Source organism: Corynebacterium ureicelerivorans (assembly GCF_000747315.1).
Taxonomy (GTDB): domain Bacteria; phylum Actinomycetota; class Actinomycetes; order Mycobacteriales; family Mycobacteriaceae; genus Corynebacterium; species Corynebacterium mucifaciens.
In genome coordinates this window covers 1,908,039-1,930,119 of record NZ_CP009215.1, presented here as the reverse complement: position 1 = coordinate 1,930,119, position 22,081 = coordinate 1,908,039, and the positions used below count along the sequence as shown (strand labels likewise).

Below are 22,081 nucleotides of genomic sequence, written 5' to 3'. Positions count from 1 at the left end.
TGGTGGGCATGAGTGCCCAGAATGCGTCCCCAGACCGCGCGAACCTGTGGGTCATCGTGCCGTTTGCGGTCGCCGTCATCGGCACCGTGGTCATGCTGTTCACCAACTCCGCCAACGCGCTCAAGGTCGCGCTGATCTTCGCGCTGTGGGCTGGCGCGGCCGGCATCCTGGTCAGCGCGAAGGCGCGCCGGGACCGCGACGCGGCGGCGAATGAGGCGGCCGCCGCCGAGCAGCGCATCCAAGACCAGGAGGAGCGCCACCGTGAAGAGCTGGAGGCCAAACCCGCCGCCCAGCCGGTGGACGTGGAGGCGCTGCGCGAGCTGCAGGACCAGATCCAGGCGCTGCGCGAGCAGCTGGAGGAGCTCAACGGCCGCGTCTTCGAGTATGAACCGGCAGCCGTGCGTGCGTCCGCGCGGCGCATTACCGAGCTTGCGCCAAAGCCGGAGCCCAAGCCGGAGCCAGAACCGAACCCCACGCCGGAACCAGAACCGAAGCCGCAGGCGAGCCCTAGCCCGTCCACGGACGAGACTGCGGTGATCTCCCGCGTCCGCCCGTCCGGCGCGCCGAGTTCGGACGCCATCGCCGGCCGCATCGGCTCGCAGCCGTCGTCGCGTCCCGCCCGCAACCCGCTGTCCGACCTGATCAGCGAGCGGGAGGCAGAGAAGGCGGAGAAAATTAAGGCCGAGCCGGAGCCGACAGCCGAGGCGCGCCCCGAGCAGCGGTCGGGCCGCCGCCGCCGCGACGAGCGCGGGGACCAGGCCCTGTCCGTGGCGGAACTCCTCGCACGCCAGGGGAAGTAGATGCCGCCTCGCCTGCTGGTGGGCGCGGTGTTCGGCGCGACGCCGCTTGCAGAGCGCTTTGAGCGCGCCGGCCACACCGTCCGGCCGCTGGACATTCATGATGACCCTGGTGCGGTTGCGCATGCGGACCTCGTGCTTCTCGACGGACCTTCGGCCGACATCCGCGCCGCCTGCGAGCGCGTGGCAGACCACGCCCGCCCCCGCCAGATGTTCCTGCACACCGCGCTGGAGGAAGGCCAGCAGCTCCTCGACGACGTGGAGACCTCGCACGCCATCACCATGTGCGCCCACAACATCTTCGACAACGTGTGGGTGACCTCCGCCGCCGACGAGCTGGGCGAGACGGTGGTGGGGCTGCTCATCGCGGAAATCGGCGGGGTGAGCTTGCGCATCGCCGACCAGGCCCGCCCCGCGATCGCCGCGGCGCAAGAGCTGCGCGCCATGGAAGCGGTCGTGCGCGACGACGCGCTGGAGCTGCTCACCCAAGCGGTGCCCGGGTTCGACGCGGTCGCGCCGCAGTTTCTCCAGGCGCTGGCCGGCCCGCGCACGACCCGCTCACCGGCCCGGCTGGAGCAGCTCGTGCAGGCGGTGCCGGATCCGGGAGCGAAACGGCTGTTCGTGGACCTGGTGCGCCGGCGCGGCGAAGTAGACGGGGACACTGATACGGAACTGTGGGCGATCCACAAATACGAGGGAGGATAGATGACGTTCGAACCCGGCCAGGCGGTGGTTGTCACCGACGAGAACCTGCTGGCCACCTACGGCAGGGCGTTCCGCAAGGTAGGCAAGTCGGTCGTGGTGGTGCCGCTCGGCACCGACATCCACGGCGGGCACGTGGAGCTCATCCGCGCGGCGAAGTCGCTGCTCGGCTCGTACGTGGTGGTGACGTACTCGGGAGACGAGGTGCCGGAGGTGTTCGCCAAGGAGCGTGTGGACGTCGTGTTCCACGGCACGCTCGCCACCAAAGTGCGCGTGGATTCCGGCGCGGAACCGCTGGAAGACCCGGAGACCACCCAGCGGGAGGTCGCCCGCATCCTCGCGGCCATCAACGCCACACACGCCACGGACGTGGTGCTGGGGGAGAAGGACTTCGAGGTGCTGGTGGCCACCCAGTTTGCGGTGTCCGGCCTGCGCATGGAGTGCAAGCTCCACAGCGTGCCCACGGTGCGCACCCCGGACGGGCTGGCGCTGTCGAACAGGAATGCACGCGTAGCCGTCGATAAGCGTGACGCCGCGCTCGCCCTCTCCGCGGCCCTGACCGCAGGCGCGCACGCTGCTGAGCACGGCAAGGCCAAGGTCCTGGAGACCGCGCGTGGTGTATTGAAGGCCGCCGGGGTCGAGCCTGCGTACCTGGAGCTGCGCGATCTGGCCATGCGTGAGGCGCCCGTGGAGGGCGACGCGCGCCTGCTCACCGCCGTGGACCTCGGGGGAGTGCGGCTGACGGACAATGTGGGCCTGCCCCTGGGCGTCGGCTTCAAGCACGTCGAGGCCTGATAGCCGATAAAATGCGCCGACTCGGAGAACCAGCGACTCGACCTGCCTGTCTGCGAATAAGCTACGATTATTCGCCGTGACTACGCAGGACTTTTCAGAGCAGCAGCAGATCCGCCGGGAGAAGAGGCAGAGGCTTATCGACGAAGGGCGGGATGCCTACCCAGTCGAGGTCGACCGCACGACGTCTCTGAAAGACCTGCGCGCGAAGTACGACGGCACCCTCGAGCCCGGCGATGAGACTCAGGACGTCGTCGCCGTGGCCGGGCGCATCATGTTCCAGCGCAACACCGGCAAGCTCTGCTTTGCCACCCTGCAGGAGGGCGACGGCACGCAGCTGCAGGTCATGCTCTCGCTCGCCGAGGTCGGCGAGGAGTCCTTGGCCCAGTGGAAGGCGGACACGGACCTCGGCGACATCGTCTCCGTGCGCGGCCGCGTCATCGCGTCCAAGCGCGGCGAGCTGTCCGTCATGGCGCAGTCCTGGCACATGGCGTCCAAGGCGCTGAACCCGCTGCCGGTGGCGTTCGCGGACATGAACGAAGAGCAGCGTGTGCGCCGCCGTTACACCGACCTGATCATGCGCGAGGACGCCCGCACAAACGCCATGACCCGCATCAAGGTCATCGCCGCCGTGCGCAAGTACCTCACCGGCCTGGACTTCGTGGAGATTGAGACGCCGATGCTGCAGACGCTGCACGGCGGCGCCGCGGCCCGCCCGTTTGTCACCCGCTCCAACGCCCTGGACATCGACCTGTACCTGCGTATCGCGCCCGAGCTGTACCTCAAGCGCGCCGTGGTCGGCGGCATCGAGCGCGTGTTTGAGATCAACCGGAACTTCCGCAACGAGGGCGTGGATTCCTCCCACTCCCCGGAGTTCACCATGCTGGAGACCTACCAGGCGTGGGGCACGTACAAAGACGGCGCGGCAACGATTAAGGGCCTCGTGCAGTTCTGCGCGCAGGAGGTCTTCGGTTCCCAGACGGTGACGCTGCCGGACGGCACCGAGTACGACTTCGGCGGCGAGTGGAAGGTCCTGGAGATGTACCCCTCGCTCAACGAGGCGCTGCAGCGCAAGTTCCCGGGCCAGCCGGAAGTCACCATCGAGTCCTCCGTCGAGGAACTGAAGGGCATCGCCGAGGCGATCGGGCTGAAGGTGCCGGAAAACGCCGGCTGGCTGCACGGCAAGTTGGTGGAGGAGATCTGGGAGGAGCTGTGCTCCGACCAGCTCTACGAGCCGACCTTCGTGGTCAACTTCCCTGTGGAGACCTCGCCGCTCACCCGCGACCACCGCGACAAACCCGGCGTGACCGAGAAGTGGGACCTGTACGTGCGCGGCTTCGAGCTGGCCACCGGCTACTCCGAGCTGGTGGACCCGGTGATCCAGCGCGAGCGCTTCGAAGACCAGGCCCGCCTGGCTGCCCACGGCGACGACGAGGCGATGGTGCTCGACGAGGACTTCTTGGCAGCCATGGAGCAGGGCATGCCGCCGACAGCCGGCACCGGCATGGGCGTGGACCGCCTGCTCATGGCCCTGACCGGCCTGGGCATCCGCGAGACCGTGCTGTTCCCGATGGTCAAGCCGGAGGCGTAACAAACCATGCGTCGCCGTGTCGCCCTTGCTGCCGTGTCGTTGCTCGCCCTCGCTGGGTGCGCGGACGAGCCGGACGTCGTGGAGGTGACGGTGACCGAAACTGCCTCCAGCGCCACCCCGGCCACGACGACCGCCTCGAGTGCGGCGTCGTCGAGCACCAGCTCCACCACACCCACCGGCACGCCGCCGGACTGCTCCGACGAGGCGCTGCAGGCGTCGCCGGGGTACTCGGATTACCGGTTCTTCGGCACATGCGCTGGCGGGTTCGGGTACCCGGGGATGCCGGATAGCGATGCAAGGGCGCTGGTGACGTGGAACGGTAATTACTGGGAGAACGTCCCAGCCGACGGCATCTGGGACGGCTTGGGCCTGCAGGACGAGTGCTACAACCCGGGCAGGCTGGAGGAAATGGGCGTGCCGGAGGAAATTGCCGCACGGGTGCATCGCTGTGGCGTGTACGGGCCCGGCGAAGAGCCGCCGTCAACCCAGCAGAACTGGGAGGACGCAAGCAAGGAACGCTACATCCCGTACGTGGGGATGGGGGAGACGACGCCGGAATACGCCGCTGAGCCCGCGTGCGACGGGCGCGGCATCCTCATCGTCGATTCTGTCATCGACTACGGCGACCGCGCCGACACCGTCCACCGCCTCGCGGTCGAGGTGCTCACGGCGGATCCGACCGGGAAATCGCGCCAGTACACCTTCCCGGGCCAGTGCCCGTCGCTGCGCGCGCAGGTGAACGGTAACGACGTCTACCCCGTCTACCTCGACTTCGGCCACGACACCGAAGCGCTGTGCCGGGCGAGGGCAAACTACGGCGGCGACGCCCGCGTGCTGTCCAACCGCGCGGAATTTACAAGTCCCTGCTAGTTGTTTCTGGTGGTTATGACCAACTAACGTTTGGTGCAACCAACCATTGGGGTTGAAAGGAGCACCAGCATGGCAACCACCAAGGCGAGCCTGCAAGACCAGGCCGCTGACATCCTCGCCGGCATCGGCGGCGCGGACAACATCGCGTCCATGACGCACTGCGCGACGCGATTGCGCTTCGAGCTTCACGACGCATCCCTGGCGGACAAAGACCGCCTCGTGGCCAACCCAAAAGTGATGGGAGCGGTCCCGCAGGGCGGCAGCCACTACCAGGTCATCGTCGGCGGCGACGTGGCCACGGTGTACAACGCGATGAACTCGCTGCCGGAGATGGCCAACCGCAGCGTCTCCGACGACGAGTTGAAGAACCGGCAGCGGGACAAGGCCAAAGGCAAGGTGCCCTGGCTGGACGCGTTCTTTGAGTACCTGTCGGACTCCTTCCGTCCCATTCTCGGCGTGCTGCTCGGCGCGTCGCTGATCATCGCCTTTGCGGCGTTCTTGGACGCCTTCCACATCGTCGACTTCCGTGCCGAGGTGAAGACCCCGGGCTGGCAGTTCGTGGACGCGATGTGGAGTTCCGTGTTCTTCTTCCTGCCGGTGGCGGTGGCCTACAACGCGGGTAAGAAGCTGGGCATCGATCCGTGGGTGCCGGCCGCGGTGATGTTGGCGCTGTTCACCCCGGACTTCACCACGCTGGAGGAGCACCCGGACGTCCGCGTGGTGGACATCTTCGGCGAGCCGACCAACGTGGTCGACGTCTTCGGGCTGCCGATGATCCATAACGCCTACAACGGCAACGTTTTCGTGCCCCTGATCATGGCGGCGGTCGCCGCGCTGGTGTACAAAGCGCTGCAGAAGGTTATCCCGTCCGCGGTGCACATGGTCTTCGTGCCGTTCTTGACGCTTGTGGTGATGATCCCGGTCACCGCCTTCCTCATCGGCCCGTTCGGCTACCTGCTCGGCGCCTGGATCGGCACCGGCCTGGCGTGGATGAACGGCAACGCACCGTTCGTGTTCGCGCTCCTGATCCCGATGCTCTACCCGTTCCTGGTGCCGCTTGGCCTGCACTGGCCGCTCAACGCGCTGATGCTGGTGAACATCGACACCCTCGGCTACGACTTCATCCAGGGCCCCATGGGCGCCTGGAACTTCGCCTGCTTCGGTGCGACTGCCGCGGTCCTGGCTATTTCTCTGCGCGACCACGACCCGCTGATGCGCCAGACCTCCGGCTCGGCCCTCGCAGCCGGCCTGCTGGGTGGCATCTCCGAGCCGTCGCTCTACGGCATTCACCTGCGGTACAAGAAGATCTACCCGCGCATGTTGGTGGGTTGCTTCGCCGGCGGCCTGACCATCGCCATTCTGGGCACCCCGTTCGGCGGCGTGAAGACGGGCGCGTTCGTGTTCACCTCCCTCCCGACCATGTTCGTCTTCGACCCGGTGTGGGTGTACATGCTCGCGATCGCCGTGGCGTTTGTCACCTCCTTCCTGATCATCTTCATCACCGACTACCGCACGCCGGAAGAGAAGGCGGAGGCGCTCGCGCGCGCGGCTGCGGCTCGCAACGAGGTCAATGAAGCAACCGAGGAGGCCGAAGAGGTTGCTCCGGCGCAGGTCGCTGCGGAGCAGACGTCGCAAAGCAGTGTGCTCGCCCCGATCGCGGGCGAAGTGGTCCCGATGGAGGCGCTGTCAGACGCCGCTTTCGCGTCCGGCGCGCTGGGGCAGGCGGTCGGCGTCACGCCGACAAACGGCACGCTCACCGTGGTCGCACCTGCGGCCGGCAAGGTGATTTCCGTAGCCAAGACCGGCCACGCGTACGGCATCAAAACCGACGATGGCGTCGAGCTCCTCGTCCACATCGGCGTGGACACGGTCAAGCTCGGCGGCGAAGGGTTTACCCCGCTGGTGGAGAAGAAACAGACGGTGGCTGCGGGCGACCCGCTGGCGGAGGTGGACTTCGCCGCCGTCGCTGACCACGGCGTGGACACCACCGTGATCACTACAGTGGTGAACTCAAAGAAGCTCGGCGGCGTCAACGACATCGCGGATGGCGCCGTCGCCGCCGGGGATCCGATTCTTGAAGTGCACTCTGAGGTGAACACACATGTCTAACCGCACCGTCCTGCACGGCATCGGCGTCTCCGCAGGCACCGCCTCCGGCCCCGTCGCCGTGGTCACGCCGGCCGTCGGCATCGACGAGCATGAGCCCGCCTCCGTCGACCCCCAGGCCGACGGCGAGCGCATCCGCGCCGTGCTTCACGGCGTCGCAGCTTCGCTCACTGCCCGCGCCGAGCACGCGAACTCCGACGCGTCGAAGGCCGTGCTGGAGGCGACGGCGGCTTTGGCCACCGACAAGGGGCTTATCCGCGGCATTGACAAGGAGCTGAAGAAGGGCGCGGGCGCTACCAAGGCGATCCACGACGCGGTGGAGGTGTACGCGGAAAAGCTGCGCAAGCTCGGCGGTTACATGGCTGAGCGCGTGACCGACCTCTACGACATCCGCAACCGCGCCACCGCCCGCCTGCGCGGCCTGCCGGAGCCGGGGGTGCCCGACATGGAAACCCCGTCCATTCTGGTCGCGCACGACCTCGCGCCGGCGGAAACAGCGACGCTGGATCAAAACCTGGTGTTGGGCATTGTCACCGAGGCCGGCGGCGCGACTTCGCACACCGCGATCCTTGCCGCGCAGCTGGGCATCCCGTGCGCGGTGCAGGTCAAGGGCATCGCCGACGCGGTTGTAGACGCGCCGCAGGTTGCCCTCGACGGCGGCGTGGGCGAAGTCATCGTCGCCCCGAACACCTCGGACGTGGAAGAGCTTGAAGAGCGCTCCCGTCGCCGTGCCGCTGCGCTGGCCGGATCGTCCGGCGAGGGTGCGACCCGGGACGGCACGAAGGTCAAGCTGCTGGCCAACATCGGCACCGCAGAAGATGCGGAGAAGGCGGCCGCGCAGGACCTCGAGGGATCCGGCCTGTTCCGCTCCGAGTTCCTCTTCCTGGACCGCGAGTCCGCGCCGACGGTGGAGGAGCAGGCGGAGACGTACACGAAGGTGCTGCAGGCGTTTGGCACCCGCCGTGTGGTGGTGCGCACCCTCGACGCAGGCGCCGACAAGCCGCTGTCCTTCGCCGACCTCGGGGAGGAAGAAAACCCCGCGCTGGGCCGCCGCGGCCTGCGCCTCTCCCAGGCCCGCGAGGACCTGCTCACCGACCAGCTCACGGCCCTCGCAACGGCGGCGGCAAATGTGCCGGACGCCGAGCTGTGGGTGATGGCCCCCATGGTCGCCACCGTGGACGAAGCCAAGTGGTTCGCGCAGCGCGCTCGAGCGGCCGGCCTGGCAAAAGTCGGCGTGATGGTCGAGACCCCCGCTGCGGCAATCCGCGCCTGGCAGGTGCTGGAAGAGGTCGACTTCGCCTCCATCGGCACCAACGACCTGTCGCAGTACACGATGGCCGCAGACCGTATGCAGGGCGAGCTTGCAGACCTGCTTTCCCCGTGGCAGCCGGCCGTGTTGTCCATGATCCGCGAGACCTGCCGCGGCGGCGAAGCCACCGGCAAGCCCATCGGCGTGTGCGGCGAGGCTGGCGGCGACCCGCTCATGGCGCTCGTCCTTGTCGGCCTGGGCGTGAAGTCCCTGTCCATGGCGCCGGGCAAGGTCAACGCTGTGCGCGCCGCGCTGCGCCTCCACGACTTTGACACCTGCCGCCAGATGGCCAACTTCGCCGTAGACGCGCGTACCGCTCGCGACGCACGCGAGGCAGTGCTGGCCCTCGCGGATCCGGTGCTCAAAGATCTGCTGTGATCCACGGAATCGACGTCGATAGCCAGGGGCGCTGCGCCCACTGGCACTCCGAGCGCGACGTCGTGGCCAACATGTGCGGCGCGTGCGGGAAGCTGTGGGCGTGCTCGCTGTGCCACGACGAGTGCGAGAACCACAGCTTCGCACCCGTGGATCGGAGGGAGCGCTCCGTGATGTGCGGGGCGTGCGGGTACATGATGACCCACGCCGAGTACGGCGCCTCCTGCCCTTCGTGCGGCCACCCCTTCAACCCTGGTTGCAAGAACCACGAAGCCGTGTACTTCCTGCCTGTTCGCTAAGGGTGAACACCCCTTTTCACCTGCGCTTTTTGACGTCCATCCGGCGAAGAACCGCAAAAGGAGGGAAGTGATGTCGGACCCCGGCGTTATGGTTGGGGACAACTGATTGAGGAAAGAAGGGGTCAGCCACATGTTCGAGCGGTTTACCGACCGGGCCCGTCGTGTCATCGTCCTTGCACAGGAGGAGGCGCGCGAGCTCAACCACAATTACATGGGCACCGAGCACATTCTGCTCGGCCTGATCAAGGAGGGCGAGGGCGTCGCAGCGAAGGCGCTTGAGTCCATGGGCATTAACCTCGACGACGTCCGCCGCGAGGTCATCGACATTATCGGCCACGGATCCCAGCCCGTGACCGGCCACATCCCGTTCACCCCGCGCGCGAAGAAGGTGCTGGAGCTTTCTCTGCGCGAGGGTCTGCAGATGGGCCACAAGTACATCGGCACCGAGTTCCTGCTGCTCGGCCTGATCCGTGAAGGTGACGGCGTTGCGGCGCAGGTGCTGATTAAGCTCGGCGCGGATCTCCCGCGCGTGCGCCAGCAGGTTATCCAGCTGCTCTCCGGCTACGAGGGTGGCGAGGGCCAGAACCCGGAGGCGCCCCAGCAGGGCACGCCGGGCTTCGCAGGCGCGGGTGCCGGCGCATCACGGGGCGGCAGCGGCCCGCAGGGCGGAGAGCGCTCCAACTCCCTGGTGCTGGACCAGTTTGGCCGCAACCTCACCGCCGCGGCCAAGGAAGGCAAGCTCGACCCGGTTGTCGGCCGCGACAAGGAGGTCGAGCGCGTCATGCAGGTGCTGTCGCGCCGCACGAAGAACAACCCGGTACTCATCGGTGAGCCCGGCGTGGGCAAGACCGCTGTGGTGGAGGGCCTGGCTCTCGACATCGCCAACGGCAAGGTCCCCGAGACGCTGAAGGACAAGCAGCTCTACTCGCTGGACCTGGGTTCCCTGGTTGCAGGCTCCCGCTACCGCGGCGACTTCGAGGAGCGCCTGAAGAAGGTGCTCAAGGAGATTAACCAGCGCGGCGACATCATCCTGTTCATCGACGAGATCCACTCCCTCGTCGGCGCAGGTGCCGCCGAGGGTGCTATCGACGCTGCATCGCTGCTCAAGCCGAAGCTGGCCCGCGGCGAGCTGCAGACCATCGGCGCTACCACGCTGGACGAGTACCGCAAGCACATTGAGAAGGACGCCGCGCTCGAGCGCCGCTTCCAGCCAGTGCAGGTAGACGAGCCGTCCGTGGAGGACACCGTCCAGATTCTCAAGGGGCTGCGCGACCGCTACGAGGCGCACCACCGAGTCTCCTACACGGATGACGCGCTGAAGGCAGCCGCAACATTGTCGGACCGCTACATCAACGACCGATTCCTGCCGGATAAGGCCGTCGACCTGCTCGACGAGGCTGGCGCACGCATGCGCATCAAGCGCATGACCGCCCCGGAGGGCCTGCGCGAGGTGGACGACCGCATTGCGGAGGTGCGCAAGGAGAAGGAAGCGGCGATCGATGCCCAGGACTTCGAAAAGGCCGCCGGCCTGCGCGACACCGAGCGCAAGCTGGGGGAGGAGCGCTCCGCTAAGGAGCAGAAGTGGCGCTCCGACGACCTGGAGGACATCGCCGAGGTCGGCGAAGAGCAGATCGCGGACGTGCTGGCCAACTGGACCGGCATCCCCGTGTTCAAGCTCACCGAGTCCGAGTCGAACCGCCTGCTCAGCATGGAAGACGAGCTGCACAAGCGGATCATCGGCCAGGACGAGGCCGTCAAGGCCGTGTCCCGCTCCATCCGCCGCACCCGCGCTGGCTTGAAGGACCCGAACCGTCCGTCCGGTTCCTTCATCTTCGCCGGCCCGTCCGGTGTGGGTAAGACGGAGCTGTCCAAGGCGCTGGCAGAGTTCCTGTTCGGCGACGACGACTCCCTGATCCAGGTGGATATGGGCGAGTTCCACGACCGCTTCACCGCCTCCCGTCTTTTCGGTGCCCCTCCGGGATACGTCGGCTACGAGGAGGGTGGCCAGCTCACCGAGAAGGTGCGCCGCAAGCCGTTTAGCGTCGTGCTCTTCGACGAGATTGAGAAGGCTCACAAGGAGATCTACAACACGCTGCTCCAGGTGCTCGAGGAGGGCCACGTCACCGACGGCCAGGGCCGCAACGTGGACTTCAAGAACACGGTGCTGATCTTCACTTCCAACCTGGGCACCTCGGACATTTCCAAGCCGGTGGGCCTTGGCTTCACGGGCGACGGTGCGGTCGATTCCGATGCGCAGTACGAGCGCATGAAGGGCAAGGTGCACGACGAGCTGAAGAAGCACTTCCGCCCGGAGTTCCTCAATCGCATCGACGAGATTGTCGTGTTCAAGCAGCTCAGCCAGGACGAGATTGTCCAGATGGTGGATCTGCTCACCTCCCGCGTGGACAAGAACCTGGCCGCGCAGGACATGGGCATCGAGCTGACCGAGAACGCGAAGAACCTCCTCGCGGTCCGCGGCTTCGACCCGGTGCTGGGCGCCCGCCCGCTGCGCCGCACGATCCAGCGCGAGATCGAGGACGTTTTGTCCGAGAAGATCCTCTACGGCGAGATTGGCGCCGGCGAGATCATCACGGTGGACGTCGAGGGTTGGGACGGCGACGTCGAGGCTGCCCGCAAGGAGCGCGGCAAGGCTGCGCCGGACGCGACCTTCACCTTCACGCCGCGTCCGCGCCCGCTGCCCGCCGAGAGCTTCGACGTGGAGCCGGAGGACGAGGTCCGCGACATCGAGCCGGAGCACGCCGAGCCGGAGACCGAGGCCTCCGAGTTCCCGGACGAGCGCGACGGGGATGACGCCGATCAGAACGGCAACCAGCCCAACGAGGGCAACGGCCCGGAGCCGGTGTAACACCGCCCAGGAGCAAGCCCCTCCGCCACCCTTGATGCAGGGTGGCGGAGGGGTTCTCGCTGTTTGTACACTGCCCCGCATGGGAATTCAGTACCGCAAGCGCCAAAAAATCAGCGACGATAGCTGGTTGAACTACTCCAAGTCCGGCGTCTCTGCGTCAAAGAAGATCGGCCCCGTCACCTTCAACTCCCGCGGCGGCGTGTACGTGAAGCTGCCGGGCGGCCTGCACTACCGCGGCAGGTGGAAGTAGCCGTTCTCGTCCTGCTCGGCTAGCCCGTCTTCAAGCAGAGAAAACAGCGCGCGGGAACGCTGTGCGGCGTCGGGCCAGGCGGCGTGGATGCGCTCTTGCTCCACTGGTCCCTCCGCTTCCCGCAGCACCCGCATGATTTTTCCGCGCACCTGGCGGTCTGTCCCCGCAAACTTCTGGGAACGCCTCGGGGCCTCCGCTGCAGGCTGGCCAGCGGCAAGCCACGCGCACTCCGCACGCACCGGGCACACACCGCACTGCGGCGACCGGGAGGTGCACACCAGGGCGCCAAGCTCCATCAACCCCACCGAGAACTCCGGGCCGTTCTGGGCGGGGAGCAGCTGCGCGACCTCGTCGATTTCTTTCTTCCCCGGCTTCCCCAGCGCCTCGCCGCGCTCCACGCGCGCGACCACGCGCCGCACATTCGTATCCACCACCGGCACGTTCTTGCCGTACGCGAAGCACGCCACCGCCCGCGCCGTGTAGTCCCCGATGCCCGGAAGCGCCAGCAGCGTATCGACGTCCTCCGGCACCCTCCCACCATGGTCCCGCACGATCGTCTGGGCGCATTCCTTCAACCGGAGCGCCCGGCGGGGGTAGCCGAGGCTGCCCCAGGCGCGCAGTATTTCGTCGGTGCCAGTCTGGGCGAAAGCGGCCGGGGTGGGCCAGCGCTCGATCCATTCCTGCCAGATGGGTGCCGCCCGCTCAACCTGGGTTTGGTGGCTCATCACTTCACTGAGCAGCACACCCCACGGAGAGGTTCCCGGCGCTCGCCAGGGCAGGTCCCGGGCGTTGGCCCGGTACCAATTGATGATCTTGTCTGGGCGCAGATTGGTCACAATGCGTGCAAGAATAGTGCCCATGACTACACCAACCGACCTTCAGTCCGCTTCTTCTCCCCGCGAGGTGTGGGAGCTCCTCCGCGCCGGCAACGAGCGTTTCTCCACAGGTAACACCGCCGAGCCGCGCCGCGACCCAGAAACACGCCAGCAGCTCACCGCCGGGCAAAACCCGGCCGTATGCGTGATTGGCTGCTCCGACTCGCGCGTCCCGGTGGAGCTGCTGTTCGATGCGGGCTTCGGCGACATCTTTGTCATCCGCACTGCTGGCGGCTGCGTGGATTCGGCCGTGGCCGCGTCCGTGGAGTTCGCTGTCGAGGGCCTCGGCGTGGACCTCGTGCTGTTCCTCGCGCACGAAAACTGCGGCGCTGTTGGTGCCGCGGTGAGCGCGCTGGACTCGGGCGAGATCCCTTCGGGGCTCACCCGCGTGTTCGTGGAGAAGATCGCGCCCTCCGTCGTGGAGGCAAGGGCACGTGGCGAGCATGTGGAACTCGCGCACGCCCGCAACGGTGCCGAGCACATTGCGGCACGCATCCCGTCTGTGATGGCGGGGCTGGAGAACAAGACGGTCGGCGTCGTCGGTGCCCGCTACCGACTGTCGGACGGCCGTGTCGACACCACCTACGAAAACTTCGGTGATTAAGTTATAGGCATGTCGAACCAGCGCCCACTGCCTCCAGAGATTTACATGCGCCGTCGTGTGGCGGCACTCGTCATCATGCTGGTTGTTGTGGCGCTGCTGGTGTGGGGGCTTACCGCGTTTGCGCGCAGCGGCAATTCGGACGAATCCGGAGACGCCACGCAAGCCCCCGAAACGCCGTCTACCACGTTGGCCACCGAGCCGACGGTGGAATTGTCCACCACCGCCGAAACGACGCGGACCACCGAGCCCACCGCGGCCAAGACCACCGAGCCCACCGCGAGCACGGAGGCGGCACCCGCGAAGAAGGGCTCGTGCGAGCTCGGCGACCTGCGGGTCCAGTCCTCGAGCAACCAGCCCTCGTACGCCGAAGGCGCTCAGCCGGTGTTCTACATGGAAGTGGAAAACCCAACCGACACGGACTGCGTGATCAATTTGGACGACAATCCCCTGCGCTTCGAGGTCTACGACATGGCGTCCAACGAGCGCATTTGGTCCGACATCGACTGCTACCCGCCGGTGGTCGGCGGGACGGTTGACTTCGCGCCGGGGGAGAAGCGACGCTGGGAGGCCCGCTGGTCTGGCACCGCGTCCCAGCCGGGGCAGTGCGACGACCGCGCCGAAGTCAAGGCAGGTTCCTACTTCCTCCACGGTGTGATCGGGGAAAACGCCTCCGAGGCCAGCCCCTTCAACATCACCTAGACACCGCTCACTGCAGCGCGGCGAGCGCCTCGCCGAGGGTGGAGACGTGGCGCACCGCCATGCCATCTACGTCGATTTGCTCGCCCGCTGGCACGATGGCGTTGGTGTAACCCATGCGCGCGGCCTCCTGGAGGCGACGGCCGAGGTTGGGCACACGGCGAATCTCTCCCGCGAGGCCGACTTCGCCCACAACCACTGTCTTGGCGGGCAACGGTGTGTCGTGCAGGCTGGACCACGTGGCTAACGCGACAGCGAGGTCTGTGGCAGTTTCCGTAATCTTCACGCCGCCCACCGTGGCCACGTAGGCGTCCTTGTCGTTCGTTCTCTCGCCGCAGCGGGCCTGCAGCACCGCCAGCACCATCGGCACCCGGTTGAAGTCCAGGCCCGTCACCACGCGCCGAGGGCTCTTATTTACCGGGTCCACCGTCAGCGCTTGCACTTCCGCCAGGATGGGTCGCACGCCGTCCATCGCCACGGTCACCGCGGACCCGTCCGGTGTCCGCCCCCGGTGGGAGAGAAACAGCCCGGAGGGGTCTGGCACCTCGCGGATCCCGCCGGAGGTTTGCTCGAAGCAACCGACCTCGTCGGTAGCGCCGAAACGGTTCTTGATGCCGCGCAGCATTCTCAGCGACGACTGCCGGTCCCCCTCAAAGTTCAGCACCACGTCCACCAGGTGCTCGAGCACGCGGGGACCGGCCACGTTGCCGTCCTTGGTCACGTGGCCTACTAGAAGGACCGGGATGTTGGTCGTCTTCGCCAGCGTGGTCAACGCCGCCGTCACCGCACGGGATTGCGCAACTCCGCCTGCGACGCCCTCCACGCCGGCCGCGTGCATGGTCTGCACGGAATCCACGATGAGGAGCGAGGGTTTGAGCTGCTCCACGTGCCCGAACACCACGTCGAGGTTAGACTCGGCGGCGAGGTAGAGCGTGTCGTGCAATGCGTCGGTACGCTCGGCGCGGGCGCGCACCTGCCCGGCCGATTCCTCGGCGGTGACGTACAGCGCCTTGCGCCCCTGCGCCGCCCAGCGCGACGCCACCTCCAGCAGCAACGTGGACTTTCCTACGCCGGGCTCACCCGCCATCAGCACCACCGAGCCAGGGACGACACCCGAACCGAGCACCCGGTCGAGCTCCCCGATGCCCGATTTCACGGTGGCCGTCGCGGCGGCCTCGATCTTGGTGATGGGGTGAGCCGGCGCGGACGGGGTCAGAGCTGCCGTTTTCACCGGGCCCGCGGCGACCGGCGCCTCCTCCTGGAGTGTCCCCCATGACCCGCACTCCGGGCAGCGCCCCAGCCACTTGGGGGAGGAGTAGCCGCACTCAGTGCAGGTGTGGATGACGCGTGGTTTTTTAGCCATGCGCGACACCGTATAACACGGACCCGACATGACGTTCGAACATGAAAAAACCGCTGGCCAGGCCAGCGGTGAGCGGTGAGGAGAACGCTAGTTCTCGCGGTCCTCCTGACCGGATGCGAGGATCGGGGCCGACACCGTGGCCGCAACCTCGACGGAGCCGGTGTCGAAGTTGAATTTCACCGGGATGTTGCCGCCGTAGGCGAAGTCGTCGTTGGCCAGGGCGGTAGCGGTGTACTGGATGCAGTTGCCGTTGCGGTCCTGCGGCATGCGCTCCAGGCCGTCCTTGGAATCCGCAACGAGCGCGCAATTGTAGGCGATGGTGGCGTTGTCCCCGAGCGCCGCCTTTTGCCCGTCTACTTCCACGGACTGCAGCGTGTGGTCCCGCATCGAGGTGTCCTGGTTGGTCGCGGTGAACTTCACGGCGGCCTGGCCGTCCTCCGCGAGCACCACGTTGACGTCGCGCACGGAAAGCGCGCCGTCTTCGGTGGAGCCGCTCGCGCCGTCGACGGCCGCGACCTGGCTGGAGGTCTGGGTGATCTGGCCGGCGGAGCAGCCGACGAGGGCCAGGGATGCACAGCCTGCGACTGCGACCGCGGCGACGCGCTTCAGGGACTTCACGGGGTGTCCTCCATCAATCAACTCATTCGAGGGTTTTCTCCGCATTACTCTAGCGTCTGCACAGCAAGTTTTCCCACCGGCTCCCCCTATACGGAGCGGGGACCTTTGGTCGTCGATAGGCAAAATGCTCGGTGGTAAGGTGGTGGGGTCTGAACTTCGCCTATCGACACAAGGAGCCGCAATGGAATTCAAGGTCGGAGAAGTGGTTGTGTACCCGCACCACGGAGCGGCCCGCATCGCCGACATCGAGCAGCGCGAGATGCGCGGGGAAACGCTCGATTACCTGGTGCTGCAGATCCTCCACTCGGACCTTGAAGTGCGCGTCCCGGTGAAGAATTCCGAGCTCGTCGGCGTGCGCGACGTGGTCAACGAGGAGGGCCTGCAAAAGGTGTTCTCCGTGTTGCGTGAGACGGACGTGGAGGAGGCCGGCAACTGGTCCCGCCGCTACAAGGCGAACCAGGAGCGCCTCGCTTCCGGCGACATCAACAAGGTCGCTGAGGTTGTGCGCGACCTCTGGCGCCGCGACCAGGGCAAGGGTCTATCCGCAGGCGAGAAGCGGATGCTGGGCAAGGCGCGCCAGATCCTGGTGGGTGAGTTGGCGCTGGCCGAGCCCGTGGATGAGGCGAAGGTCGAAGAGATCGGCAAGCAGATCCAGGCCATCATCGACGAGCAGGTCAAGGCCGGTATTTCCGAGGACCCGGGCCAGATCGACGACGATGACGAGGTGGATCTGGACGACCTCTCCTTCGACGACGAGGACGACGACAACTAAGTTGCGTCGCAAAGTCGTAGCAGTCGTCGCCGCTGCGGGCCAAGGCACCCGCTTGGGGGCGGAGGTGCCCAAGGCGTACGTCGAGCTCGGCGGCCGCACGCTTCTGGAGCGCTCGGTGGCGACGATGTCGCAGGTTGCGGACCATGTTGTTGTGGTGGTCAGCCCCGACATGGAGGCTCGCGCGAGGTCCACCCTCGCAGCCCACGAGGTGCAGCTGGTGCACGGCGGCGCCGAACGCGCCGACTCCATTTACGCCGCGCTCAACGCAATTTCGCTTGACGACGCCTGCGTCTTGATCCACGACGCCGCCCGGGCACTGACCCCCGAGTCGATGGGCTCTCGCGTGTCCGACGCCGTGGTCGGGGGCGCCCCAGCTGTCGTGCCGGTCGTGCCGGTGTCGGATACCGTGAAGCGGGTCGCGGGGGACGTGGTCGAGACGACCTTGGATCGATCCGTGCTGCGCGCCGCTCAGACGCCGCAGGGGTTTGACCTGCGCCTCCTGCGCGAAGCGAACGAGAAATACCTGGCGGAGAAGCCGTCGTTCGTGGCTACCGACGACGCTTCGCTCATGGAGTGGTTCGGAGTGCCGGTGACCATCGTGGAGGGGGATGCGCTAGCGTTCAAGATCACCACTCCGCTGGATCTGCGGTTGGCGGAAAACGTTGTCGGCGCACTCTAGTTATCGAACATAGTGGTGGAAATTTTTCTGGGAAACCCTTGACGTACCGTTCTGTCGAAGCTATATTCGAACGTAGGTACGAGGGGGGGTGGAATGAACGCACATTTCGCAACCGAGCGGGAAGGGTGCCCTATCGCTGCTGCTGGGCAAGCGCGGCGCGACGCTGAATTCCAAATGTTCCAGCGCTACGCCAAGCCGCTGGCCGAAGTGGACGACTTTGAGCTAGAGGCCTGCTCCATCGCGCTCGCCGCGGGGGAGAGTCAGGCGTGGGCTGAGACGGGGATACTCGGGTACTCCGTCCTCGCCGATCTGCCCAGGCTCCGGGAGCTTCAGGTGGAAACTCGCCGGCTGGATGTCCGCAGGCTCTCGGCTATCGAGTCCACGTTGAACCGGCTCAACGACCTTGCCACACCGGACATTCTCGCAGATATGGATGCCTACCTGGTCAAGGTGTTCACTCCGCGTGTGGCCGGGGCGGAGCTGCCGTCGCCAAGTTCGCTGAAACGCCGCCTGCGGGAACGGATTCAGCGCATCGATGCCAAGTTGGCGCCTAACCAGAAGAAGATCAAGGACCGGAAGAAAGCAAAGGATGCCCCCTTCGGCACGTGCCGGGGCACGTTCTACGGCCAAGATGACGGGGATGCGGGGCTGAACGTGTCTGGCGACGCCGCCACCATCGGCCTGATGGAGCGCTACACCGAGCAGATCGCACGCGAGCACAAGCTCTCACGGGACGATGCGCTCAAGGCCATCCTCACCGGCGAGGTGAAGGCCACGCCGAAGGTTGTGCTCTACATGTTCACCTCGAAAACGCCGGGCAGCTCCTACTACATACCAAACTTCGGCTGGACCGACGCCGACGGGACTGCCGCGGTGGAGGCAATGCTGGAAGATAACCCTCCCCACGTCATCGACCTGGACGCCGCTGAGGGTGCGGAAACTCAAGCCTACGTCCCCTCCACCGCCATGCGAGCGCTGGTGCAAGCCAGAGACGGAACCTGCCCCTGGCCCGGTTGCAGCGTTAAAGCCGAAAACTGCCAGCTAGACCACCGCGTCCCCTATGACGAGGGAGGCAAGACCACCCCCTCCAACCTGTTCTGCTTGTGCGCACACCACCACAACATCAAGACCGGCCGCCGCGTGTACTACGTGCCGGACCCCGTCACCGGAGACATCGTGTGGTTGCACGCTGACGGCACGTTCCAGGTGACAGAAGCCGGCGGGTTCCTTACGGACTATCTCCAGCCGGAGTACCCCCGGTGGCGAACGACCCTCGAACAGCGCCGTCAGCAGCGACGCGACCGGGCTGAGTTTTACCACCGCTGCCACTCCGCTGTGGAGCAGTACGAGCAGGATCGGGACTACGAAACGTGCATGGCCACCATCCACGAGCTGGAGGAAAAGTTCGGCAGGCGCTTCGAGTACCCGCCCGAGAAAGAGCCGGAACTCACACCGCAGCTCCTTGCCGCGTTGGAGGAGTACCTCCGGGACATGGCGCACGAAACAAGCCGGGAGTTCTACCTCATCCGTGACTACCCGCCGGACCACGACTTTCAGGATCCTGAAGTACCGTCGTACGCATGACAGATCTCCGAGTAGGCACGGCGTTTGACGCCCACCAGATCCAAGCCGGGAAAGCATGCTGGATCGCCGGCATCCTGCACGAAGGCCAGGACGGCTGCGAGGGGCATTCCGACGGTGACGTGGTCAGCCACGCCATCGTGGATGCCGTCCTATCCGCGTCGGGCCTGGGTGACCTCGGCTCGTTCGTCGGCGTGGGGCGCCCGGAATACGACGGGGTGCGCGGGGTCGAGCTTCTGCAGGAGCTCAAGGAACTGATTGAAAACCAAGGCCACCGGGTGGTGAACGTCTCGGCCCAACTCATCGGGCAGACCCCGAAGATGGGGCCGGTGCGGGAAGAAGCCGAGCGGGTCCTGTCGGAGGCGCTCGGTGCCCCGGTGTCCGTTTCAGCGACAACCACGGACCGCATGGGGTTCACCGGCAGCGGAGAGGGGCGGGCGGCCATTGCAACGGCGCTAGTGGAACGAAAGTTCCCCACCCCGTAACGAAAGATCCCACTTCACTTTCTCGGGTTCCGCCGAGGAAATTTTGGGGTTACTGTGACCCCATGCGAAAGATCAGGACAGCACTCGTTGCGGTGCTTGGAACGGTCGCGATGGCGCACGCCCCGATCGCGGCGGCGATTCCGGCTATGCCGCAGGGATACCCAATCGAGGGGCTCGACACCGCCTGCCAGGCCGGAGTCACCCCGGAGTGGCGCTACGGCGAAACAGCCCGCCGCTACCTGGCGGACGGCACCCTCCAGTTCACCAACAACACCGATCAGACCGTGCCGTACACGGCGACGGTGGAAACGGGCACCAACCGCAAGATCGAGGCGAACTCGAAGGCCGCGCTGCCGAGCGGGTGGGACACCACCGCCAAGAGCGACATCGGTTTGAAAGAGTCCAATGGCTGGATCGAGGGCGAAACCTTTGGGCCCATCGAGCTTGGGCCGGGCGAGTCCTTCCGCGTGGATTACGGCGTGCTGGAGAAGGACTTCATCTCCATGTTCATGACCTGCGACAACGGCGTTCTGCGCAACGCCCCGGGCGCGAACGTCATCCGCGGCACGGGCCCGGCGGAGCGCTACGCCTTCGCCTACATCATCAAGGCGGACGGCTCCGTGTCCAACCTCGCCATGGAGATCCCGTCTCGCGCTGAGGGCGCCAATTCCCGGCCGTCGGGCGACACCTACACAGCCACCTCGGGCCCGAGCCTGGAGAAGGTGGCGGACGAGCGCGACACCGTGGTCAAGCCGGATGCCCAGTTCCGTCGCGACAAGGAGTGGCCCGAGCTGAACCAGCCGGCACGCCAGGGCGACAAGTCCTACTACCCGTACGACATCGAGGCCGTGGCGCCGACGTTCCGCAAGCCGGGCTACTCCCAGGACTTCCTCAACTGGTCTAAGGGCGACTACACCTTCAGGCCCGTTACGGACTACGTCGTCGGTGCGGAGAACAACCAGTACGTCAACTGGATGGGCAACGGCGGCCGGCTGCCGCAAGGCTGGCTGTCCTCGGTCGGCGCGGTCAAGCGGGCGTACATGCCGGTGAATACTGCGCTCAAGCCCATCGACCTGCAGCCGGGCGACCGTGTCCACATCGAGTACGGCACGACCATGACGCGGATTAACTACCGCGAAATCTCCGCTGGCCGGGACGGCAAGTACTCCCGCGTGACGGCCCACCCGCAGTCTGCGGCCCCGTCCGGTTTCTGGGCCGAGGCCACAGTGACTGGCAAGGACGGGTCCACGCGGACCATCGACGTCACTCCCGACGAGTACCGCAACCTCCCTGTTCCCACACAGACCTACCTCTAAGGAATCATCATGAAACGCACCATTGCTTTGCTCACCGCCGCCGCATTCGCCCTTGCGCCCGCCGCGAACGCCCTGCCGCAGCGCGACTACGACGCGACCAACCCGACCACCATCGGCGCGAAGTGCGCCAACCCGGGCGACCGCGGCCAGACGGTGGAGATCGTCCGCAGCTACTTCGACGGCTCCGCCGGCACCTGGACCGTGTCCAACTACAACGATGAGCCGATTTCTGTGACCCGCTCCGTCACGGAGACGAAGACCAAAACCTGGAACGTTACCGCCGGCCTGAGCTTCGACGTGGCCAAGCTGATCCAATTCACGTTCTCCACCAGCTACACGGACCAGCAGTCCTACGAGGTGGGCGAGAAGATCGGCCCGTACAACATCGCGCCGGGCAAGACCGCTGTGCTGCAGGCTGGTTGGATCGTGTCCGACTTCCGCGGCCAGGAGACCGTCTGCGGCGCCGACCACACCTGGCAGGGCGCGGGCAACACCTTCACCGCGACCATGCCGAAGGAGCGCCACGTCCGCGTCAGCACCCGCGACAACACCGATTGGGTGGCGTAAATGAAGAAGGTCGTGCCTGCGCTGCTGGCATGTCTGGCGCTCGCCGCCCCAGCAAATGCCGAGTCCTACGATTTCGAGCTCCCGCAGCGGTGGAACGAGGACCTCGCGCCGGGGACCCACTGCGCCACCCCGGGCAGGACGGACACGTACGTCGAGGCCACCCGCCGCTGGTTCAAGCAAACGGATGCGGCGAGCGTGAGCAACGACACCGAAGCACCGGTGCCCGTGGAGCAGACTGTGAAGGAAAAGCGCGTGCAGACGCTGGAGGTCTCCGGCACCTTCACGCCCAAGGGGGATTTGGTCAAGAACGTCTCCCGCGCGTACGGCTGGAAGTACGTCCACGAGGTGTACTGGTCGCTGAACCAGGTGGTCGGCCCGTACATGCTTGACTCGGGCAAGCAGGGCCGGCTCGTGTGGGGCTTCACCATGCTTGATGGGGACGCCCAGGACGTCAAGTGCAGCCCGGACCAGGTGTGGCAGCCGATTGGCCAGCCGTACTCCTTCAGCGTCCCCGAGGCCCGCTACTCGGAGCTGAGGGTGGAGTCCACCCAGCTGTAGACTGCTGTGT

22 protein-coding genes are annotated in these 22,081 nt (G+C 66.4%); 19 read left to right on the top strand and 3 right to left on the bottom strand.

Going from position 1 to position 22,081, the window contains the following annotated elements; translation table 11 throughout:
• Positions 1–8: 8 nt before the first annotated feature.
• The 10 genes from CUREI_RS09560 (at position 9) to CUREI_RS12345 (ending at position 11,957) form a co-directional block, all read left to right on the top strand.
• A complete protein-coding gene (locus tag CUREI_RS09560; protein WP_038614386.1) occupies positions 9–800 on the top strand; it encodes a DUF6779 domain-containing protein in 792 nt (263 codons plus the stop codon).
• Positions 801–1,502: a 6PGD fold domain-containing protein gene (locus tag CUREI_RS09555; protein WP_051952327.1), complete on the top strand. Its 702-nt coding sequence runs from the start codon at positions 801–803 to the stop codon at positions 1,500–1,502.
• Complete coding sequence (locus CUREI_RS09550) at positions 1,503–2,294, top strand: pantoate--beta-alanine ligase (protein ID WP_038613018.1); 792 nt, start codon at positions 1,503–1,505, stop codon at positions 2,292–2,294.
• 76 nt (positions 2,295–2,370) lie between these two features.
• Positions 2,371–3,882: a lysine--tRNA ligase gene (lysS, locus tag CUREI_RS09545; RefSeq protein WP_038613016.1), complete on the top strand. Its 1,512-nt coding sequence runs from the start codon at positions 2,371–2,373 to the stop codon at positions 3,880–3,882.
• A gap of 6 nt (positions 3,883–3,888) precedes the next feature.
• Positions 3,889–4,752 carry a hypothetical protein gene (locus CUREI_RS11690; protein ID WP_051952326.1) on the top strand — a complete coding sequence of 288 codons (864 nt, stop codon included), beginning with the start codon at positions 3,889–3,891 and terminating at the stop codon, positions 4,750–4,752.
• A 69-nt stretch (positions 4,753–4,821) separates the two neighbouring features.
• Positions 4,822–6,861 carry a glucose PTS transporter subunit IIA gene (locus CUREI_RS09535; RefSeq protein ID WP_051952325.1) on the top strand — a complete coding sequence of 680 codons (2,040 nt, stop codon included), beginning with the start codon at positions 4,822–4,824 and terminating at the stop codon, positions 6,859–6,861.
• Positions 6,854–8,545, top strand: coding sequence for a phosphoenolpyruvate--protein phosphotransferase (gene ptsP, locus CUREI_RS09530; RefSeq protein WP_038613014.1), 1,692 nt, complete (start codon positions 6,854–6,856; stop codon positions 8,543–8,545). The genes CUREI_RS09535 and ptsP overlap by 8 nt, the downstream gene beginning before the upstream one ends.
• Positions 8,542–8,841 carry a CHY zinc finger protein gene (locus tag CUREI_RS09525; protein ID WP_038613012.1) on the top strand — a complete coding sequence of 100 codons (300 nt, stop codon included), beginning with the start codon at positions 8,542–8,544 and terminating at the stop codon, positions 8,839–8,841. Before ptsP ends, CUREI_RS09525 begins: the two co-directional genes overlap by 4 nt.
• Positions 8,842–8,971: 130 nt before the next feature.
• A complete protein-coding gene (locus tag CUREI_RS09520; RefSeq protein WP_038613010.1) occupies positions 8,972–11,707 on the top strand; it encodes an ATP-dependent Clp protease ATP-binding subunit in 2,736 nt (911 codons plus the stop codon).
• A 79-nt stretch (positions 11,708–11,786) separates the two neighbouring features.
• Positions 11,787–11,957: a DUF4236 domain-containing protein gene (locus CUREI_RS12345; protein WP_144242453.1), complete on the top strand. Its 171-nt coding sequence runs from the start codon at positions 11,787–11,789 to the stop codon at positions 11,955–11,957.
• Here CUREI_RS12345 and CUREI_RS09515 read toward each other — a convergent pair.
• On the bottom strand, positions 11,936–12,817 hold the full coding sequence (locus tag CUREI_RS09515; protein ID WP_038613008.1) for an HhH-GPD family protein: 882 nt from the start codon (positions 12,815–12,817) through the stop codon (positions 11,936–11,938). The genes CUREI_RS12345 and CUREI_RS09515 overlap by 22 nt on opposite strands.
• On the opposite strand from CUREI_RS09515, the gene CUREI_RS09510 reads away from it, so the two are divergent.
• On the top strand, positions 12,816–13,436 hold the full coding sequence (locus CUREI_RS09510) for a carbonic anhydrase (RefSeq protein WP_038613006.1): 621 nt from the start codon (positions 12,816–12,818) through the stop codon (positions 13,434–13,436). The genes CUREI_RS09515 and CUREI_RS09510 overlap by 2 nt on opposite strands.
• A 9-nt stretch (positions 13,437–13,445) precedes the next feature.
• Positions 13,446–14,135, top strand: a complete 690-nt coding sequence (locus CUREI_RS09505) for a hypothetical protein (protein ID WP_038613004.1) — start codon at positions 13,446–13,448, stop codon at positions 14,133–14,135.
• A gap of 7 nt (positions 14,136–14,142) precedes the next feature.
• Here CUREI_RS09505 and radA read toward each other — a convergent pair whose 3' ends face one another.
• Positions 14,143–15,495, bottom strand: a complete 1,353-nt coding sequence (gene radA, locus CUREI_RS09500; protein ID WP_038613002.1) for a DNA repair protein RadA — start codon at positions 15,493–15,495, stop codon at positions 14,143–14,145.
• Positions 15,496–15,582: 87 nt separating this feature from the next.
• Complete coding sequence (locus CUREI_RS09495) at positions 15,583–16,158, bottom strand: hypothetical protein (RefSeq protein ID WP_051952324.1); 576 nt, start codon at positions 16,156–16,158, stop codon at positions 15,583–15,585.
• A 136-nt stretch (positions 16,159–16,294) separates the two neighbouring features.
• On the opposite strand from CUREI_RS09495, the gene CUREI_RS09490 reads away from it, so the two are divergent.
• From CUREI_RS09490 to CUREI_RS09460, 7 genes are all read left to right on the top strand, one after another.
• Positions 16,295–16,885 carry a CarD family transcriptional regulator gene (locus CUREI_RS09490; RefSeq protein WP_038612998.1) on the top strand — a complete coding sequence of 197 codons (591 nt, stop codon included), beginning with the start codon at positions 16,295–16,297 and terminating at the stop codon, positions 16,883–16,885.
• 1 nt (position 16,886) lies between these two features.
• Positions 16,887–17,564: a 2-C-methyl-D-erythritol 4-phosphate cytidylyltransferase gene (gene ispD, locus CUREI_RS09485; RefSeq protein ID WP_236627187.1), complete on the top strand. Its 678-nt coding sequence runs from the start codon at positions 16,887–16,889 to the stop codon at positions 17,562–17,564.
• Between the two features lie 93 nt (positions 17,565–17,657).
• Positions 17,658–19,148 carry an HNH endonuclease signature motif containing protein gene (locus CUREI_RS09480; RefSeq protein WP_144242452.1) on the top strand — a complete coding sequence of 497 codons (1,491 nt, stop codon included), beginning with the start codon at positions 17,658–17,660 and terminating at the stop codon, positions 19,146–19,148.
• Positions 19,145–19,630 carry a 2-C-methyl-D-erythritol 2,4-cyclodiphosphate synthase gene (ispF, locus tag CUREI_RS09475; protein WP_038612992.1) on the top strand — a complete coding sequence of 162 codons (486 nt, stop codon included), beginning with the start codon at positions 19,145–19,147 and terminating at the stop codon, positions 19,628–19,630. Before CUREI_RS09480 ends, ispF begins: the two co-directional genes overlap by 4 nt.
• A 62-nt stretch (positions 19,631–19,692) precedes the next feature.
• Complete coding sequence (locus tag CUREI_RS09470; protein WP_038612990.1) at positions 19,693–20,946, top strand: hypothetical protein; 1,254 nt, start codon at positions 19,693–19,695, stop codon at positions 20,944–20,946.
• Between the two features lie 9 nt (positions 20,947–20,955).
• The gene (locus CUREI_RS09465) at positions 20,956–21,513 is read left to right on the top strand and encodes a hypothetical protein (protein ID WP_051952323.1); all 558 of its coding nucleotides are present in this window, start codon (positions 20,956–20,958) and stop codon (positions 21,511–21,513) included.
• Positions 21,514–22,071, top strand: a complete 558-nt coding sequence (locus CUREI_RS09460; RefSeq protein WP_038612986.1) for a hypothetical protein — start codon at positions 21,514–21,516, stop codon at positions 22,069–22,071.
• Positions 22,072–22,081 lie beyond the last annotated feature (10 nt).

Excerpts from the sequence above, each read along its gene's own strand:
- CUREI_RS09490 (WP_038612998.1), top strand. The coding sequence starts at position 16,295 with ATGGAATTCAAGGTCGGAGAAGTGGTTGTGTACCCGCACCACGGAGCG.
- radA (WP_038613002.1), bottom strand. The coding sequence starts at position 15,495 with ATGGCTAAAAAACCACGCGTCATCCACACCTGCACTGAGTGCGGCTAC.
- CUREI_RS09510 (WP_038613006.1), top strand. The coding sequence starts at position 12,816 with ATGACTACACCAACCGACCTTCAGTCCGCTTCTTCTCCCCGCGAGGTG.
- CUREI_RS12345 (WP_144242453.1), top strand. The coding sequence starts at position 11,787 with ATGGGAATTCAGTACCGCAAGCGCCAAAAAATCAGCGACGATAGCTGG.
- CUREI_RS09515 (WP_038613008.1), bottom strand. The coding sequence starts at position 12,817 with ATGGGCACTATTCTTGCACGCATTGTGACCAATCTGCGCCCAGACAAG.
- ispF (WP_038612992.1), top strand. The coding sequence starts at position 19,145 with ATGACAGATCTCCGAGTAGGCACGGCGTTTGACGCCCACCAGATCCAA.
- CUREI_RS09535 (WP_051952325.1), top strand. The coding sequence starts at position 4,822 with ATGGCAACCACCAAGGCGAGCCTGCAAGACCAGGCCGCTGACATCCTC.
- CUREI_RS09560 (WP_038614386.1), top strand. The coding sequence starts at position 9 with ATGAGTGCCCAGAATGCGTCCCCAGACCGCGCGAACCTGTGGGTCATC.
- CUREI_RS09495 (WP_051952324.1), bottom strand. The coding sequence starts at position 16,158 with ATGCGGAGAAAACCCTCGAATGAGTTGATTGATGGAGGACACCCCGTG.
- CUREI_RS09520 (WP_038613010.1), top strand. The coding sequence starts at position 8,972 with ATGTTCGAGCGGTTTACCGACCGGGCCCGTCGTGTCATCGTCCTTGCA.
- CUREI_RS09480 (WP_144242452.1), top strand. The coding sequence starts at position 17,658 with ATGAACGCACATTTCGCAACCGAGCGGGAAGGGTGCCCTATCGCTGCT.
- CUREI_RS09555 (WP_051952327.1), top strand. The coding sequence starts at position 801 with ATGCCGCCTCGCCTGCTGGTGGGCGCGGTGTTCGGCGCGACGCCGCTT.
- CUREI_RS09470 (WP_038612990.1), top strand. The coding sequence starts at position 19,693 with ATGCGAAAGATCAGGACAGCACTCGTTGCGGTGCTTGGAACGGTCGCG.
- ptsP (WP_038613014.1), top strand. The coding sequence starts at position 6,854 with ATGTCTAACCGCACCGTCCTGCACGGCATCGGCGTCTCCGCAGGCACC.
- CUREI_RS09460 (WP_038612986.1), top strand. The coding sequence starts at position 21,514 with ATGAAGAAGGTCGTGCCTGCGCTGCTGGCATGTCTGGCGCTCGCCGCC.
- CUREI_RS09550 (WP_038613018.1), top strand. The coding sequence starts at position 1,503 with ATGACGTTCGAACCCGGCCAGGCGGTGGTTGTCACCGACGAGAACCTG.
- CUREI_RS09505 (WP_038613004.1), top strand. The coding sequence starts at position 13,446 with ATGTCGAACCAGCGCCCACTGCCTCCAGAGATTTACATGCGCCGTCGT.
- CUREI_RS09465 (WP_051952323.1), top strand. The coding sequence starts at position 20,956 with ATGAAACGCACCATTGCTTTGCTCACCGCCGCCGCATTCGCCCTTGCG.
- CUREI_RS11690 (WP_051952326.1), top strand. The coding sequence starts at position 3,889 with ATGCGTCGCCGTGTCGCCCTTGCTGCCGTGTCGTTGCTCGCCCTCGCT.